The organism is Lactobacillus agrestimuris (assembly GCF_943193025.1).
GTDB lineage: Bacteria > Bacillota > Bacilli > Lactobacillales > Lactobacillaceae > Lactobacillus > Lactobacillus agrestimuris.
The window spans coordinates 37,643-55,592 of the sequence record NZ_CALPCQ010000013.1; the positions used below are offsets into that span (position 1 = coordinate 37,643).

Annotated in this window: 14 protein-coding genes, 1 pseudogene and 1 CRISPR repeat array; of the genes and pseudogenes, 7 read left to right on the top strand and 8 right to left on the bottom strand. The window is 32.3% G+C overall.

Translation table 11 applies throughout. The features are described 5' to 3' along the window. Positions 1-9: 9 nt before the first annotated feature. Together NFR82_RS05420 and NFR82_RS05425 are read right to left on the bottom strand one after the other, a co-directional pair. Complete coding sequence (locus NFR82_RS05420; RefSeq protein ID WP_251717274.1) at positions 10-417, bottom strand: MerR family transcriptional regulator; 408 nt, start codon at positions 415-417, stop codon at positions 10-12. A gap of 82 nt (positions 418-499) precedes the next feature. Further along, entirely contained in the window at positions 500-1,531 is a 1,032-nt protein-coding gene (locus tag NFR82_RS05425) for an alcohol dehydrogenase catalytic domain-containing protein (protein ID WP_251717275.1), read from the bottom strand. Positions 1,532-1,700: 169 nt separating this feature from the next. Here NFR82_RS05425 and NFR82_RS05430 point away from each other — a divergent pair, with 169 nt between their 5' ends. Both NFR82_RS05430 and NFR82_RS05435 read left to right on the top strand, forming a co-directional pair. Further along, positions 1,701-2,201, top strand: coding sequence for a cyclophilin-like fold protein (locus tag NFR82_RS05430; RefSeq protein WP_251717276.1), 501 nt, complete (start codon positions 1,701-1,703; stop codon positions 2,199-2,201). Positions 2,202-2,211: 10 nt separating this feature from the next. Continuing rightward, positions 2,212-3,099, top strand: a complete 888-nt coding sequence (locus tag NFR82_RS05435) for an alpha/beta hydrolase (RefSeq protein ID WP_251717277.1) — start codon at positions 2,212-2,214, stop codon at positions 3,097-3,099. Between the two features lie 46 nt (positions 3,100-3,145). On the opposite strand, the gene NFR82_RS05440 is transcribed toward NFR82_RS05435, so the two are convergent. Next, positions 3,146-3,778 carry a TetR/AcrR family transcriptional regulator gene (locus NFR82_RS05440; protein WP_251717278.1) on the bottom strand — a complete coding sequence of 211 codons (633 nt, stop codon included), beginning with the start codon at positions 3,776-3,778 and terminating at the stop codon, positions 3,146-3,148. A 122-nt stretch (positions 3,779-3,900) separates the two neighbouring features. On the opposite strand from NFR82_RS05440, the gene NFR82_RS05445 reads away from it, so the two are divergent. Both NFR82_RS05445 and NFR82_RS05450 read left to right on the top strand, forming a co-directional pair. Beyond that, on the top strand, positions 3,901-5,013 hold the full coding sequence (locus tag NFR82_RS05445; RefSeq protein ID WP_251717279.1) for an NADH-dependent flavin oxidoreductase: 1,113 nt from the start codon (positions 3,901-3,903) through the stop codon (positions 5,011-5,013). An 81-nt stretch (positions 5,014-5,094) separates the two neighbouring features. Next, positions 5,095-5,184: pseudogene (locus NFR82_RS05450) on the top strand (glucose-1-dehydrogenase); the annotation flags it as partial. Between the two features lie 220 nt (positions 5,185-5,404). On the opposite strand, the gene NFR82_RS05455 reads toward NFR82_RS05450, so the two are convergent. Further along, entirely contained in the window at positions 5,405-6,619 is a 1,215-nt protein-coding gene (locus NFR82_RS05455; RefSeq protein ID WP_251717280.1) for an MFS transporter, read from the bottom strand. 113 nt (positions 6,620-6,732) lie between these two features. Next, entirely contained in the window at positions 6,733-8,091 is a 1,359-nt protein-coding gene (brnQ, locus tag NFR82_RS05460; RefSeq protein WP_277612421.1) for a branched-chain amino acid transport system II carrier protein, read from the bottom strand. Positions 8,092-8,372: 281 nt separating this feature from the next. Between brnQ and NFR82_RS05465 the strand changes: the two genes are divergently transcribed. Next, positions 8,373-9,890, top strand: a complete 1,518-nt coding sequence (locus tag NFR82_RS05465) for a M1 family metallopeptidase (protein WP_251717281.1) — start codon at positions 8,373-8,375, stop codon at positions 9,888-9,890. Positions 9,891-10,003: 113 nt separating this feature from the next. On the opposite strand, the gene NFR82_RS05470 is transcribed toward NFR82_RS05465, so the two are convergent. Together NFR82_RS05470 and NFR82_RS05475 are read right to left on the bottom strand one after the other, a co-directional pair. After that, positions 10,004-10,891 (bottom strand): SEC10/PgrA surface exclusion domain-containing protein, encoded by an 888-nt coding sequence (locus NFR82_RS05470; RefSeq protein ID WP_251717282.1) that lies wholly within the window; start codon positions 10,889-10,891, stop codon positions 10,004-10,006. Between the two features lie 2,374 nt (positions 10,892-13,265). Next, positions 13,266-13,595, bottom strand: coding sequence for a hypothetical protein (locus NFR82_RS05475; protein ID WP_251717283.1), 330 nt, complete (start codon positions 13,593-13,595; stop codon positions 13,266-13,268). A 261-nt stretch (positions 13,596-13,856) separates the two neighbouring features. On the opposite strand from NFR82_RS05475, the gene xerS reads away from it, so the two are divergent. Then, positions 13,857-14,951, top strand: coding sequence for a tyrosine recombinase XerS (gene xerS, locus NFR82_RS05480; protein ID WP_251717284.1), 1,095 nt, complete (start codon positions 13,857-13,859; stop codon positions 14,949-14,951). Positions 14,952-15,501: 550 nt separating this feature from the next. Here the strand turns inward: xerS and NFR82_RS05485 are convergent. Beyond that, entirely contained in the window at positions 15,502-15,648 is a 147-nt protein-coding gene (locus NFR82_RS05485) for a hypothetical protein (protein WP_251717285.1), read from the bottom strand. 367 nt (positions 15,649-16,015) lie between these two features. Between NFR82_RS05485 and NFR82_RS05490 the strand changes: the two genes are divergently transcribed. Further along, entirely contained in the window at positions 16,016-16,417 is a 402-nt protein-coding gene (locus NFR82_RS05490; RefSeq protein WP_251717286.1) for a type II toxin-antitoxin system HicB family antitoxin, read from the top strand. Between the two features lie 295 nt (positions 16,418-16,712). Beyond that, positions 16,713-17,901: direct repeats of the CRISPR family, unit length 29 nt; unit sequence AGGATCACCTCCACATACGTGGAGAAAAC. The last annotated feature ends 49 nt before the right edge of the window (positions 17,902-17,950 follow it).

A 17,950-nucleotide genomic window follows, 5' to 3' on the forward strand; every position in this document is an offset into this window, starting at 1 on the left:
TATTTTTTCCTAATCATCTAAAATCTTATATTCTTCAAAATAACTTTTATTTTCTTTAATTTCACCAGATTTATAAAGTGAAATCTTATGTTTTAATCGATCAATTGACCGATTAAGATCTTTCTTTTTACCTTCTAATTCTTGTAATTGTTCTTTTAACAAATCTTCACGTGCTTGCAGCGTACTATCGCCAGCACGTAACATATCTGCATAATCAATTAATTTTTCAACGGGAACGCCTGAATGTCGTAAGCAAACAATCATTTCGATCCAGCCTTGCATCCCCTCATTAAAATAGCGATTACCATTACTCTTACGTGGAATAGTAGGTAGTAAGCCAATTCGCTCATAATAACGTAGGGTATCAGGCTTAATATCGTATTTTTTACTTACTTGTGTGATAGTTAAATCTGCCATTTTGCACCTCCTGAATATAAGGTACTACTTTGAGTTAACTCCAAGTCAACAATTTTTGATCAAAAGTTATCTTTATTTTCTGCTAATCAATTTTGATATAAGATTTGATCGTCTTTCTATTAGCCATGTCTTGATAAGCATCATTTATTTCATCAAGTGTATATGTTTTAGTAAAAACTTTTCCTGGATTAATTCTTCCTTCTAAAACGGCCTTAAGTAAAATTTCTTTATCATAAGTAGTAACGGATGCGGGTCCACCTGCTAAAGCTTTATCTTGATAGAAAGTTTGTGCAGGATCAATCTTACTTCCATGAGGTAATCCTACACGACCAATAATTGAACCAGGACGTCCAATTTGCATAGCTTCTTGAGTAGATTGTTCAGTTCCTACACATTCTAAGACAGCATCAGCACCACCATTTGTAGTTTCAAGTAATTCTTTAATTCCTTCATCACCACGTGTAGCGATATTTTCAGTTGCGCCAAATTCACGAGCTAAAGCCTCACGATCAGCATGACGGCTAGTTGAAATAATGCGATTAGCACCGCGCATTTTAGCTGCAATAATTGCACAAAGGCCAACAGCACCATCGCCTAAAACAATTACAGTATCGCCTTGTTTTACATTTGCTACTCGAGCAGCATGATAGCCAGTAGCCATTACATCAGCTAAGGTTAAAAGAGATTTTAACATTCCTTCACTATAATCTTCAGGTTTTCCCGGTACCTTGACTAAAGCCCATTGACCATATTTAAAACGTAAATATTCTGCTTGAAAGCCATCACTCCAATTATCCTTGTGACTCATACATACGCCATCAAAGCCAGCCAAACAAGCACGACAATGACCACATCCATGAGTAAACGGTGCAATGACAAAATCTCCTGGTTTAACTGTAGTAATATCTTTACCTACAGCTTCTACAATTCCTAAAGCTTCATGACCAGAATTAATTAATCCTTTTTTGGGCACATCATGATAAGTCCATAAATCAGACCCGCAGACACAAGTGCGAACTACACGAATTAAAACATCTTGATCATCTTTAACAACTGGTTTATCTATTTCAATTGGTTTGATTTGATTATTTTCTTCAAATTGTGTACTTTTCATTATTTTTGCTCCTTTTGTTTTTCTGAATATAATTTACCACTTGGAGTTAACTCCAAGTCAACAATTTTAATTATAGTTTTTTGAAATAGTTATCTATAAAGAATATGTATTTTGACTTTGTTATCCCTAATGCTAAAATTGCTCTAAAAATATTTATTAGGAGAAAAAGATGAAAAAAATAAGACTTTTACTAATTGCTTGTTGCATCTTAACATTAGTAGGATGTGGCAAGAAAATGGCTAATTCAAACCATCAGGAAACAGTTTCTGCTGAAAAGAAGGTTCACAAACGTAAGAAGGTTAAAATGACTAACATAAAAATTATTATTGACGGAAAAACTTTAAAAGCACAGTTAAATTCTACTGCTGCAGCTAAAGATTTTAAGAAAGAGTTACCAAAAACTTTAACTTTTACTAGTTTTATGAGTAATCCTGAAAAAATGGCTGATTTACATCACGCACTTTCTTTAAAAGGAATGCCTAAAGGTGATGAAGGTAAAGCTGGTGAAATTGGCTACTGGTCACCAGATCGACGAATTATTTTTTACTACGGTCATGTCGATTATTATCCCGGTATCCATATTATTGGTAAATTTACGACAAAAGATTACCATAAAGTCGTAAGTAAAATGAAAGATAATACTAAAGTAAAAATAGAGTTAGCAAAATAAGGAGAAAAGCATGAAACACAAAAAGGGTGGTTTAATCGCAGCTGTCGTTGCTTTAATCATTGTAATAGCCGGTGGATTGTTTGCATTAAGACAGAGTAAGCAAAATAATCAAATTGTTGCAAAAAATGTATCATCTAAAAATGTTCCAACTTTCTTTTTCCATGGCTGGGGCAGTAGTTATCACGCCGAAGAAGATATGGTAAATGCCATTAAAAATGCTAAGGTAACAAATAGCGTGATTCGCATTAATGTTACTAAAAATCAAAAGGTTATTTTCCATGGTCATTTGAAAAAGAAGGCTAAGAATCCTATCATTGAAGTTAATTTTGATGATAATAAGTTAAGTGCTTACCGCAATAATTACGCTAAAGGATATAATGACTTAGGTTCAAAGTATGTAAAGGCTGCAATTAGCGCCGTTAATAAAAAATATCATTATAAAAATATCAATATCGTGGCTCATTCAATGGGAAATCTTGAAACAGCGTATTATTTTAAACGTTATCCAGAATTACAAAAGCGTTACCCAGTAGATCATTTCATCTCTATTGCTGGTCACTACGATGGTATTATTGGTGAAAATGATAGTCCTAACAGACTCAAGCTTAATGCTAAAACCAGTAAACCAAATATTATGCAACCAGAATATCGTGGACTTTTGTCATTACGCAAAACTTTCCCAAGAAACACCCGTATATTAAATATCTTCGGTAATTTAGAAGATGGTACTAATTCTGATGGGGATGTTTCAAATAATTCTGCTAAATCGCTAAAATACTTGGTTGCAGGTCGTACAAAGAGCTATCGAAATTTGATGATTAAAGGTAAAAATGCTCAACATAGCAAGTTACATAATAATCAAGAAGTAAACAAAGCTATTATCAATTTCTTGTGGTAATAAAAAATCTCTCTTAATCAAAAAATTAAGAGAGATTTTTTCATATCTAGGAAAGTAACTTAACGAAAAACTCACTAAAGAATTCCACTGGTTCGGCAGGAGGATTTTTACCAAAAATATGTAATTCGTTCATAACTTTGGCTTGTTCGCTCGGAATATGTGCATAATTATACATCGTAGGTAAAAGAACAGTAACCTGCTGAACAAAAATTGCTACTGCAGATTCAGTAAGTGTAGGAAATTGAAAGTGAACTAAATCTTGCAATGTTTTAAAAAAGGGCTTAGTACCTTTTTTAAACTTATACATTTCATCGTAACCAATTTTACTTTCCATGACAGTTTGATGAAGCGCTTGATACTTTAAAAAAGTAGGGGAATCAAAGAAGAGTTTTGCTAAATTGAAACAAAAATCTTTCTTTGACATTTTCTTAGTTGAAAAATCCTTAATTAATTTATCTTTTACCAATAAATATTGTTGCTTGCTTAAAGTTAAAAAAAGCATTTCTTTAGAATTAAAATAGCTGTAAAGCGCGGGACGAGACAGTCCCATCTTTTTTGCAATTTTATTTAAGCTAATATCTTCATAGTCAGTGGTTGTGAAAAACTCATCAGCTGTATCTAATATTTTTTGATAACGTTCATTTTGTTCTTTGACTGAACGTGCACGCAATATTCCCATTTCTGTAAACTCCTTAAAATATTTTTCTAAAAATATTATATTTTATAATTGACACTATGTAAATTATACTTTATACTTTTATATAAATTACGGGTGGTAAATTATATAAGGAGTATTTTTCAATGAATAAATTATTTGAATCTTTAACTTTAAACAATGATGATATTTTACCAAATAGAATTGTGATGTCCCCAATGACCACATGGGCAAGTAATGATGATTATACTGTTTCTGAGGAAGAACTAAAGTATTATGCTGCCAGAGCAAAGAACATGGGAATGGTAATTACTGGTTGTGTTAACATTGCTGAAAATGGAATTGGTTTTACTCATCAATTCGCCAGCTATGATGATAAATTTTTGCCAGGTTTAACTAAACTTGCTTCTACTATTAAGCAAAATGGTGCAAAAGTAGTTTTACAAATTAACCATGCAGGGAATAAAACTTTAGCTGAAATAGTCGGGAAAGAAAATGTTGTCGCTCCTAGTGCTGTTCCAACTGAAGCAACAATGTTTGTTGATAGCTTTACACCTCGAGCTTTAAACGAAAATGAAATTGAAAAAATTATTCAAGAATTTGGTGCAACAACTAAAAGAGCAATTGAAGCTGGTTTTGATGGAATTGAAGTTCATGGTGCACACAGCTTTTTAATTCAAAACTTTCTTTCTCCTCATTTTAATCGCCGCACTGACAAATGGGGTGGAAGTTTAGAAAATAGAATGCGTTTTGCTTTAGAAGTTTATCGTGAAATTAAGCGAGTAGCTGATAAATATGCTGATGATGATTTTATTATTGGCTGGCGCTTTTCTCCTGAAGAACACTATGAAGACGGACTTAGATTTAAAGACGTTAAAGTATTAATTAATAAGTTAGCAGAAAAAGGTGTTACCTATATCCACGCTTCCTTGCCAAATGCTTTAAAGCCTTTCACTCATGATAATCATGAAAATATTATTACTGAAACCGCTAAAGTAATTGATAAACGTGCTGCCTTTTTAGTCGCTGGTCAAATTGATACTGGTAAAAAAGCAGAGGAAGTATTAGACAATGGCGCTGACTTAGTTGCAATTGCTCATGGTTTAATTACTGACCTTGATTGGATTGAAAAAGTAAGAACAGGCAAAGATGATGAGATTATTCATTCTATCTCTGAAGATCGATTAAAAGAATTAGCTATCCCAGATAAATTATGGGATACTATTAAAAATAGCGGAGATTGGTTTGAAATAAAATAACATCTAACCTGTAAAAAGTAAGTTATGCTGGCATATTAATAATTTTTATAATGAAGCTAATAAGAAAAAAGAGAGAAAACTATGGTTTATTCTGAACTAAAAGATAAAGTTGCTGTAGTTACCGGTGGTTCAAAAGGTATTGGAACTGCAATTAGTGAACGTTTTGGTAAAAATAATAGTGAATGAATGTTTCAAACTGGAAAAATGTCATGAAACTAAAAAACAAAACCTTACAAGAAAATAGCGAAAAAACTAGTGATAACACAATAAACTATGTCTAACCCACATCAGTATATAGGCGATTTATTGTAGCAAATATAGTAATTCCAAAGATATTCATTAAAAAAGCTAGCCAAACTTATCATTGTGATAAGTGGCTAGCTTTTTGCGTTTATTCAGATCGTTGGTTTCTTTTCAAAGTTAACATCATTACTACAAAGCTTAGAACATAAGCACATGCATTGATAATCCAACCCCAGTTATATGAGCCTGTTTGATCAAAGAATGAACCAACCAAATAAACTGAAGCTGACATTGCAAATGCACCAAGCATATTAATTACTGAAAGGATATTACTGTAATCCCGTTCACCAAATTCTTGTCGAATTAAGTATGGTAGGGCAACTAAGCAAACTCCTTGTCCTAATCCTAAAAGAAAGGCTGAACCAATTAATAAGGTACTATTTCTTAAAACTACCATACCTGTCCAACCAAGAACGCCTAAAACTGAATAAATAAATAATACTAATCTGGAATTAAAGCGATCAAGCATATATCCAATTGAAATCTTTCCAATAGCAGCTCCTATCATTACCCCTGATACTACTGTAGCTGCAATAATTGCCGGAATTCCAATATTCGTAATGTGACCCGAAATATGTTGAACACTACCTGATACAAATTGAAGTGCCAACATTGAAATAGCCAATGCATAGAAAACTGGCATTTTCAAAGCATTCTTAAGTGTTAAACCCGTGAGCACTTGATCAGATTGTTTATCTTTAGGCTTTCCAAATGCTGGATGCTTTTCATCAGGTTCGGGTTTAATAGAAATAGCTAAAGGAACTAAGATCAAACCGATTAAAATGGCCTCTCCAATGAAGCCACCTCTCCAGCCAGTTTGGTTAATAATTTCAGCGACAATTGGATTAAAAATTGTACCACCAAATGCTGAAAGACCTAGAGAAACCCCCATTACTGTACCTAACTTTTCATTAAACCATTTACTTAGTAAAACAGGAATTGATAAGGTAATTGCGATTGGCTGACAGATACCAATAATAATCCATGCGATGTAGAAGTGAACCAAATTATTAGCAACGGATAAACTTAACATACTTACTGCAATCAATATAAAGCAGCCCGTTAATAACCATCTTAAGTTCACTTTTTCCATTATTTTTCCTGCGAATAGTAATGTAATCGCAGCCGCCATATTTTGAAATGTTGTCATCAAGGCAACACTTGCACGGCCAACATGGAACTCATTACTAATTGGTCCGAAAAATAAACCAATTGTATTAACAAGTAAACCAAAACCAATCATCGAAATGAAACAACAAACTATAAAGATCCACCATGGGGTGAAAGATTTTTTGTAAGTCATATTCTCTCAACTTTCTATAAATAATCCATACATAATTATAATTGAACCGTATGATCAGATGTTTTAAGAAAAGTTAAAGAAAAACGCCTAACAAATGCCAGACGTAATTTATATTAGGATATAATTTTATTATTCCGTTTAAGAAAATGAATTAACAATCCAATCACAAGACCAGTTAAACTAAATAAGGTCCAACTAAATCCAATACTAAATAGTGGGAAAAACTTTTCAGCAAATTTAATTAAAATTTGTACCAACTCAGTATCTCTTAAAACAGGTGGAAGAGCATTCATTAAATCAAAGATTGCTGGAATTAAAGTTAAGTAACAGGTAACTTTATAAACAATTTTATCATTCTTAAAAATAGGGGAGAGTATTCCTAAAAGAATTAAACTAATTGCAATCGGGTATAGGAACATTAAAACTGGTGTTGACCAAATAATGATTTTGTCTAAACCTAAATTTGCAAAAGCAAAAGAGATTAAACAATTGATGGATAAAAATGTCTTATAAGATACTTTTGGAAAACGTTCGTGAAAATCTTGTGCAAATGCAATTACCAATCCCATGGCTGTAGTGATACAAGTGATAGTTGTTAATGTTGCCAATAGAACATTTCCAAAAACACCCATATAGTAGTATGAAATTTGGGCCAAAGTAGTTCCACCATTTGTAGCCATTTTAAATTGATGTAAACTTGTTGCACCAAGCCAAATTAAGCAAACATAGATGATTCCAATTGCAATCATTCCCAAAATCCCACTTTTAGCAAGGGTCACTGAAACATCTTTTTGTTTAGTAACTCCCAATTCTTTAATAGCCATGATAACTGTGATACCAAAGATTAGTGAAGCTAGCGCATCCATAGTGTTATAGCCTTGAAGGAAGCCATTGGTAAAACCAGTAGACTGGTAAGCTCTCGTTACCTCTGCAGTTTGTGAATTACCTAAAGGATGAATGAATGCCAATAAGAAAATAACAAGCAATAAAACGATAAATATTGGATTTAGCACCTTACCAATTAAATCTGTAACCTTAGCTTCAGTAACTGATAATAAAAACACAATTATGAAAAAAATAGCTGTATAAATTAATAACCCAGTTTTATACATATTTGCAGGTAAATGCGGTGCAAAACCAATTTCATAAGGCACCGTCGCTGTTCTGGGCGTTGCAGCGAACGGTCCAATTGTTATATGGATCAAAATTAGAAAAATTGAAGCAAAAATTGCACCTGTCGGTTTAGCTAATTCATAAATCCCGCTAGATCGACTAATGCTTAATGCAAAAAGTGTCAATAATGGTAATATTACCGCAGAAGATAAAAAGCCGGCACCGGCAACCATCCAATTACTTCCAGATAATTGCCCTAGATGTACTGGAAAAATTAAGTTTCCTGCGCCAAATAACATTCCGAAAAATAGGGACGCGATTAAAATTATTTTTTTAAATGAAAGATTATTATTTTTCACTCAATCATCCTTTTCACTAATAGATTTATATTTACTACTTTTAAATAAACAATACCTAAATAATTTTTTATAGTCAATGTAGAAAACTAATGAAAAATACTTAAGTAGTGAAATGTCAAAAATTAAAAGATAAATTTCCGATTAATAGTTGTTTCAACATAATTCAAATATCCATCAATACCTATCTTTTAATTCTTTGTTACTTTGCAATAAAAATTGAATCCTTCTAATATATTTTGTAAACTAAGCACAGATAAGAAATAGTTTAAGATAGGAAGCTTATGATTAAACATAAACATTCATTGATAGTAGCTGGAGCATTATTAATTTCTTCTACTATCTTTCTCAGTACACAAAACACTTCAGCAGCATCTGATCCTGAAATCAAGGCAGATAATTATGAAATGAACATAAATTTAGACACTAAAAAGAACCTTCTTAATGAGGAAGTAACTATTAAGGTCACTAATAACAGCAAATCAAATACTAATGAAATTCTTGTACGCAATATTGCTGCCGGGGTACTCAAATATGATCGTGAACATATAAAGCATATAAATCGGAGTATATCAACAAAGATTTTAAAGATTTCTTCTAACGGGAAGACCTTGGATTACTATTTCGGTAATGACGAAAGTGATATTTTTATTACTTTTCCAGAAGAGTTAAAACCAGGTGAGAGTAAAACAGTCACTCTGACCTTAAAAACAGATATTCCAAAAAGAAAAGATCGATTCGGCTATCAAGTAGTAAATAGTGGGAAAGTTTATAATCTTTCATTCTGCTTTCCTTATTTAAGTGACTATCGAAATGATAAGTGGATCTATCATCCATATAATGACGAGGGAGAAAGTAGAAATTCTGCCGTTTCAAACTATCATGTGAATTTCCAAGCACCCAAATCATATAAGGTAGCTACTACTGGTAATAGTACCACTACAAATGGGAAAACCATTGCCGATGCAAATAATGTCAGAGATTTTGCGATTGTTGCTTCCAATAAGTTTAAAGTTAGCCATACTTATACTAACGGTGTAAAGATTAACAATTATTTTCTCCCCGGAAAGGATTCTTCTAAATACAATAAATTAGTTAAGCAAACTGCAATAGATAGTTTAAATCTATTTAGCAAGAAGTTAGGCAAATATCCATACACTGAATTAAATATTACCGAATATCCATTTGAAGAAGATACTGGCGGAATGGAATATCCTGGCTTAATTATGATTGCAGGAAATAGCTTTATGAGTAAAAAGAAGGCTTCTGCTCTTGATTATAGTGAGCTACTTGAAGATGTAAGCCACGAGGTAGCTCATCAATGGTTTTACTCATCTGTTGGAACAGATGAATATACCGAACCTTGGCTTGACGAAGGTATGTCAGAATTTCTAGAGGAATATGTCTTTGACTTACATAAAACTAAGGCTAAATTAACTGCTTTGGATATTCTACATACAAAATACTATCCAGTTAGCAAATTAAAACAAAATTTTTACACGTTAATTAATAAACAAATCAGGAATAAACATAAATCAATTATTAATTATCCTTTAAATCAAATGCCAAAAGGAGAAGATGAAAGTTCCGTTGCCTATCAAAAAGCAAAGCTGTTTTATGCTGAATTAATGGTAGCAATGGGAGAGAAAAAATTCTTCAAAGCACTGCGTGATTACTATCAAACATACTATTTAAAACAAACGAATGGAAAAGAATTTCTAGATATAATAAAGAAATATGATGATTCTCCAAAAGTTAGAAGTATCATCAATAAATCAATCGACCAAAAATATTTAAATTAAGGCAAAAAAATAGAGCTCTCATTGAGCTCTATTTTTTAAGTTTGATAAAAGAATTATGTGATTACAAAATTCTTTTATTTAGATTAGGACAAGTGAGTAGGTAGGTAAAGATATTATTTGTTAAACTTCTTGTAGTTTAAGATGTAACGCTTTGCAACACCCATCATGTGAACTGAGATTTTGCTTGAGTCATTCTTTAAGCCTGAGAATGAAACACCAAAGTACTTAGTCTTAGCATCGTAACCTTGAGCTGAACGTAAGCCTAAAAGGTCACCAGCGTGTTCCCATTCTACATATCTACTTGCATTATCATATTGCTTCTTAGGATCACCAGAACCAACGCTTGAAAAACCACCAAATAACATTTGTTTAACATTGAAGTAAATTTGGTTCTTCAAAGCAGCAATTGAACGTGTATGTCCGTTAAATTCAGTTGTAATAGGTAATCCAGATTCATCTTCATAAACTTGACCAGCTTTATAGTTAAGTCCTGATTGTTTAGCAGCGCGTTCAATACCAGCAACGTAGTGATCTGCGTCCCAAACTGAACGGTTATTGTTGTAGTATTGTTGAGCAGTACGGTCAGCAAACTTTAAAGCACCTTTCTTGTAGGTCCAAGCTTTCTTTCCCATTTGTCTACGTGCTTGATTAATCAAGTCTAAGGTGAAGTGGGTAAGCATAACCTTGTCACTTTCACTTAAGTTAGTCACGTCTACTTTTCTAGCGATGTCTGAACTATCTGTATCAATCCAATCGTTTTCCTTCATACCAGCGATTGAACCTTCAACAAGCTTCTTCTTATTTGATTTACTCAACTTACCTGTGTTAGCTTTTAAAACTCTTGAACTTGTATAGCCCTTACTCTTTGGAATTGTTAATGTTGCAGCTTCAACAGTTTGAACTGAAGTAGTAGGTGTAGCTTCAGTAACTGCGGAAACACCGCAAAAAGTTAATGCAATAGTAGCACCAAAAAGTGTAACAATTTTTTTATTAGTCTTCATAAATTTAATTCCCCATTCAACATGTCCAAATAATCTTTATGAACTATACAATATGCTATGTTTTTTTAGATCCTCAGAAGTAGGTAATTCTTCGGAACTATTTAGGTCTCTTTGTCTCTTCAAATATTATATTAGCAGGTTTCAGCATAAAGTCTACACGTATAGTTATTAAATAACCTTTCAAAATCATAATATAACTAGGATTTTCAAGCATCAGCCAGAAACAGGGGCTGATTCAATATTAAATAACTAGTTTGTTTTATAAAATAATTTTATATTTTTTGGCATAACTATTGTTATGATTTGTTTTTTAAAGAATCGCTAATAATTCGCTATCCATAAAGGTATTAAGCATCTTACATAACGATAGTTATAAAATAATATAGTTACTATTCATTTACGTTATCAATCAAAAAAATAAGATTATTTTGTAACTTTAAAGAGTATTAAAATCAAAAAAGATCCATGATAAACTGCAAAATAATAAAAAAGGGAATAGTCTAAAAGACAATTTCAAATATAATAACAAATATTATTTAATGGTGTTATTTATAAATAGAGAATATAGTCTATATTTTCTATTATCTAAATACTAGAATTTGTATTTTTAAGACTATATAGTTGAGACTCATAAACTTATTTGATAGTCATTTTCAGCTTTGTATTATACAAGTTGCCTTTTGTCGAAACTATTAATTGCACAAAAATATAAAAGTTATCATACTGAGGGTACGATAAATGTGAGTTCACGGATTCACATAAGTACATGAAAAAACCGCTACTCTAATGCCAAAAATGAGTAACGGTTTTTATTATCTAAATCAGAAACCTAATTCAATTTAAGGTTTGTGATGCTTAATCTTTCGATGCTTGCGGTTTTGACTATCAAACCATTTGTCAGAGAAGTAAGACTAACTGCAATCGGCATAGCAAAAGCAATGATGCTACAGTAAAATAATAGATTTTAATGATATAGTCAAATAATAAAAAGGCCCCAAAGCTTTAATAAAGGGAAATTAACGAAAGATGAGTAGATTCACAAAGTGTAAACAAATAACTATTTATATATTTAATTTTTATTAGATATACAAAAAGAACCATTACTTGTAACAACTACAAATAATGGTTTTTTATCTATAACAAAGATGGAAAAGTTGTTTTTATAAACACATGTTTGATTAAAGTGATTACTTAAATCATATTTGTATTATACAAAACACTGTAGCAGTGGGATAGAACAGGGGAATTACGTTTAACCAATTAGACTTTTTACAAATGAAAAATCAGCAAACTGGCAATATTTGGCCTTGCAATATTTTATTTAGGACTTTTGAATTTTCTCTTCATAATTAGGAAAATCTAGAAAAATAGTTAGTACTGGCTTTAAATATCTTTATATGAAAATAGAGAATGATATAAATTTATAGTTTATAAATATGTATTTTACATAATAAATTTTATGCTATTAAAATCCCTGTTTAGTTTAAGTTTTATAAACCAAAATGATCATTTGATTGCATTGATTAGCATTTATCCATTTTTTACTATTAATATTCAATATTCTATTTAAGCTAAGTGTCTGATTTAAGATATTCATATCTAATACATATTAAATATACATTTATAGATAAAATATATTTAAGCTAAATCAACAGATTCAATTATTCAATTATTGAAAATTTTGAAATTTAAGCTCTTAGTTTAAATTAAATTGATGAATATTTATTAGTATTTAAATTCGTCGGTGATCCCTGAGTTAATTCTGCAACACATTGCTGAATCTAATTTTTATTTTGCTTTGAATTTAATTAATTACTTTACTGCATAAATTATAAAATCAAACCTCTCCCTTTTATTCTTATTAACATGTTTGATTAAAACAGTAATTTTAAACACATAAAGATAGACCACCCATTGGAATTAAAAATTAGATATGTATCTGTTTAGTAACTTGAAAATTTACCAAAAATTGAGTAATAACTCTAAGGACACATCAAACTGGAAAATTTATCTTTTTTATCGACTTTCCAAATTTATAGCAATTAGATCGTTTGTTCGAAAATTTAATCAAATCACATTGGCTAAAAATCACATTGGCTAAATTGATATGCTGAATTTAATACTGATATTGTTCACATTTCAATGCAAAATAAAAACGGCATATCATTATCAATGATAGCCGCTTAAATTCAGTTATTTCTGATTAATTATAAGCAATAAAATAGAGAATCTTCGATTTATTTTTTCTTATAAACAAGTAAAAGGCTTTTTATTAGAATCCTCAGAGCAAAAAACGACTTCGCCGAAGCAGAGCCATTTCAATAACATAGGATGAGATGATAAACCTCTCTACTGATTTATCCTCTTTTTTCTATTATTCATCAATGCCAAACTTAACTTTCTTGAAATGTTTTAAAGTAGCCTTTTGATCTTCATCTGGCTTAATCGGTCCCACTAAATCTAAATCCTTAAATTTTTCAAGGTCACCCTTGCTTGCAGGTCTAATGTTTACAATGAAAGCTATCTGCTTCATTGGCTTTTGTTTCTCTTTAACCTTTGTTAAACACGCAAGGGCTTCTTCGTTTTTCAACTTTTTATACTGATCTTCATTAATAATTGATGCGTACATCTTAGGATAAATCCAAAAATGATATCTACCGTGAGTTTTTCTTCTAAGAAATATATAGTTGACTACGTATTTCATCTTTCCCATCTCTTTCTATTCTAATTAAACACTCTGTAGCTTATGTTCTCATCGAAAATTATTTTACATTAGTATACAATTTCTTTAGTTAAATTTGTAGTTTTCTTCCTATAAATAGGATTTTCTGTTACTCTTTTTTAAAGAGTATTTTTCATTTTTGATTTAGTAACAACAGTAATAAAAAATATTTTACATTTACTTTCGATCACCCGTTCGCTATAATAGAATGTGTATTATACAAATGCTCATGGAGATAAAAAAATGGATGCTAATCAATATTCACGATTAATTGATAAAGAGTTACAAAATCTTCCTATATATGTGTTCTATTACACACAACAGCCCAACTTAGCTGTAACAACTATTTACCAATATTTAACAGAATATCGTCGCTTTTTTGACTGGTTGCGTCAAGCTCCTGCTGATATTGAGCATCCGGAAAAAGGCGCTATCAGCAACGCCGAATCTAATAAGGATATTAAATTATCAACTTTAGAAAATTTAAAGGCAGCTCAAATTCAATCTTTTCTTAAAGAACTCAGTTTCAAGCAAAATAAGCAATCTACAAGAGATAGTAAGAAGACAATTAATAGAACAATTAACGCACTTCGCTCCCTCTTCCACTACCTCACCGTTACTGCAGATTTAAATGACGGCGAACCTTATTTCTATCGAAATGTAATGCTAAAAGTTCCTCTAGTTAAAGGTACGAAGGAATCTATCTCATACAGAAATGCTAAGTTTTCACCTATGCTCTATACTGGAGAGAAAAAGCATGATTGGATCAAATTTCTTTCATCTGAATATGAAAACACCTTAAGCAACCGTGCTCGGTCATCTTTCGTATTTAACAAAGAACGAGACATTGCAATCATCGCACTTTTACTTGGATCAGGAATTCGTGTTTCGGAATTAGTCCGTTTAAATCTAAAGGATTTAAATTTACGTGAACGCAGTATTTTAGTTATTCGTAAGGGTAACAAAAAAGACGCTCCATTGATTGCTGACTGGGCGATGCCTTATATTAACGCTTATTTGAACATTCGTAATCAACGATACGAACCAGAAAAAAGTGAACAGGCCCTATTTCTCACCAAATATGCTGGTAAGGCTAAAAGAATTGCTTCAAACACTGTTGAAAGATTCGTTTCTAAATATTCTGAAGCTTTCCCAGATGGAAATAGAACCACGCCTCACAAACTGCGGCACTCTCTTGGTACTGAATTATATGATGAAAGTAAGGACGTCATGGTTGTTGCTACTCAACTTGGACATACGGGAATTTCTGCTACTGATCAATATATTCAGCAATCAGAAATTGATAAGCAACGTACCCAATTAAATAAAACAAATTAATTTTGAGAAAAGTAAAATTGTACTATACAAATCATCATGTTTGTATGTTACAATATATGTGAATTAGTTGTGAATCACACCTTTTTGAATGGTATATCCATTTGGAATCTGCTTGGTTACTTATGATTCTCATTAAAAATGTATAATTTGATCACGAATATTGGATATTTTATTTTTACTATTCCATTGGATATACCCCAATAGTTTTAAAAGGACGATATTTGATAGGTTATTGCGTTTAGTTTATCTGTCTCATTTATCAAGCAGTAGATCTGTTTGGAACTGAAAAGAATAACTAGATAAGATAATTGAAGTGAATAATGAATTATAATCAGACTTAAAAATTTGCTACGCATACAAAGAATAAGGATTGCTTCCGATACAAAATCGAAGACAATCCTTATTTTTTATTTTTAGCCAAAATAAAATCTCCACATACGTGGAGAAAACTTGCTATTTAACATACTTGGCGAATCTTTTATCTTTAAAAATAAACATGATAAAATAGTTATGGCAAAGAGCAAGGGACTGTATACCTCTCGCCTTTGTACTATTTATGAAGAAGATGCTGAACAATTTCGTGGATTGGCTGTGCATTTGGAAGAGCTGGAATCGACCAAGCACCAAGCACTGTCCAGAAAGCAATTTGCTTTTTAATTTTCAGCATCTTTTCTTTTTCTTCATTTTTTCTAGCCATACCTCCCTCCTTTGCATTTTTCGCACCCTTTTAAAAATAAATTCCGTTCCTTATTTGCACACGTATTAAACACGTGTATTATAATTAGTGAAGTGAGGAAGTGAGAAGTTGGTTAAACGCCATGAAGTTGAGACAAAACTTAAAGATAATGGCTAGTACTTTTTAAGACACGGTTCTAAACACGATATTTGGACCAATGGCAAACGTAAAACACAACTACCACGTCACCCAAAAATTAGCGACCGTCTTTATAAAGAACAGTTCATTAAAAAAACTCAACTTAAAATGATGAAAGCAAGGCTCAGACCACGAGCCTGCTTTTGTCATACCAACTTCTCTTTTTAATCTTTAGGAGGAAGGACAAAACATGAGGAAAGATTTAGACAAGATTGTTGTATTCCCAATAATCATAAGCAAAGATGAGGAAAGCACAGATTATCCTTATTTAGTAAACATTCCTGATTTGGATGGAATGACTGAAGGTAAAGATATTGCTGATGCTATCGAAATGGCTCAAGATTATATCGGAACATATTCATTAGAATCGGAATTACCAAAATCAAATACTGTGATTCCGAAAACTGGTAAAGATGAAATTGCAACTCTGGTAACGGTAAACATTTCAGAATATAAACGTAAAAATGATAATAGAGTGATTAAGAAAACAATTACAATTCCAAATTATTTAAATGAATTGGGTAAAGAGAAGGGCATTAATTTCAGTGAAGTTATGTCTAATGCTCTTAAAAAAGAATTATCAATTCAATAATTTCAATAGGGCTATAAGCCCTATTTTTATATACTTAATCCTCGCTTAAATCTTTAATTACAGCTGTGAGAGCCTTGGAGTAAGTAGTCATGGCACTAAGTTGAGGCTCCAAAAAACTTGTTGGCAATTGCTAATATCACTGTCAATACTTCCGATGAGTGTGAGTAACGCGTAGAGTGTGACATTCAGCTTTTTTCTAATAAATCTTCAACCAGCTAATCTCGCAACCTTATACATAGTACCCTTAGCCTCTTTATAATTGGCTTGTAATCCTTTTAATCGCTCCAATATATAAGGAATCACCTCCACATACGTGGAGAAAACGCTACACTTATCGCCATTTCAAAGCATGGCTCAGGATCACCTCCACATACGTGGAGAAAACTAACGTCTTTTACAGCTAATGCAAAGGTAGCAAGGATCACCTCCACATACGTGGAGAAAACCTGTTTTAATCTTGTTGATTATCATCTACATTAGGATCACCTCCACATACGTGGAGAAAACCTTACCAATTTGCTAATGAATAAACATTATTTAGGATCACCTCCACATACGTGGAGAAAACATAACAATTACAATGAGACGATTAGTGATATCAGGATCACCTCCACATACGTGGAGAAAACCTATTCAGACTTTTCAACTAAGGGATGGCTTGAGGATCACCTCCACATACGTGGAGAAAACTCTAAATTTTTAAGGTCTAACGCCTTACTTCTAGGATCACCTCCACATACGTGGAGAAAACTAGCTGCTGCAACAAATGCGTACAACTAAGATAGGATCACCTCCACATACGTGGAGAAAACCATCTAATGTAATAAAGTCATAAGTGTTCATCTAGGATCACCTCCACATACGTGGAGAAAACCAAGTGCTAATCAAGTAAAGACACTCAACGATAGGATCACCTCCACATACGTGGAGAAAACTAAAAGGTGGACTGTTGTTTTTGTCTTCTATCAGGATCACCTCCACATACGTGGAGAAAACTCAGTACAACTGATAACAGATTCCCTTTACATAGGATCACCTCCACATACGTGGAGAAAACGCGCAGCGACTGGTGGTAAGCAAACTGATTATAGGATCACCTCCACATACGTGGAGAAAACCACAATGGAGTATTAACCGACCGCTTAGTCGTAGGATCACCTCCACATACGTGGAGAAAACTTTTAAGTTGCCTGCTGCATCTAAATCTGGGTAGGATCACCTCCACATACGTGGAGAAAACTCTTGTCTTTACTATGTTTGATTATTTATTATAGGATCACCTCCACATACGTGGAGAAAAATGGCACTGTTTCAGTACTCTGCCACAAGTTATAGGATCACCTCCACATACGTGGAGAAAACCACGAGTGAAGTACGAATTATCTAAGTATTTGAGGATCACCTCCACATACGTGGAGAAAACCTGTACGGTCTTTAAAGACAAATGGCTTAGTAGGGATCACCTCCACATACGTGGAGAAAACCTGTACGGTCTTTAAAGACAAATGGCTTAGTAGGGATCACCTCCACATA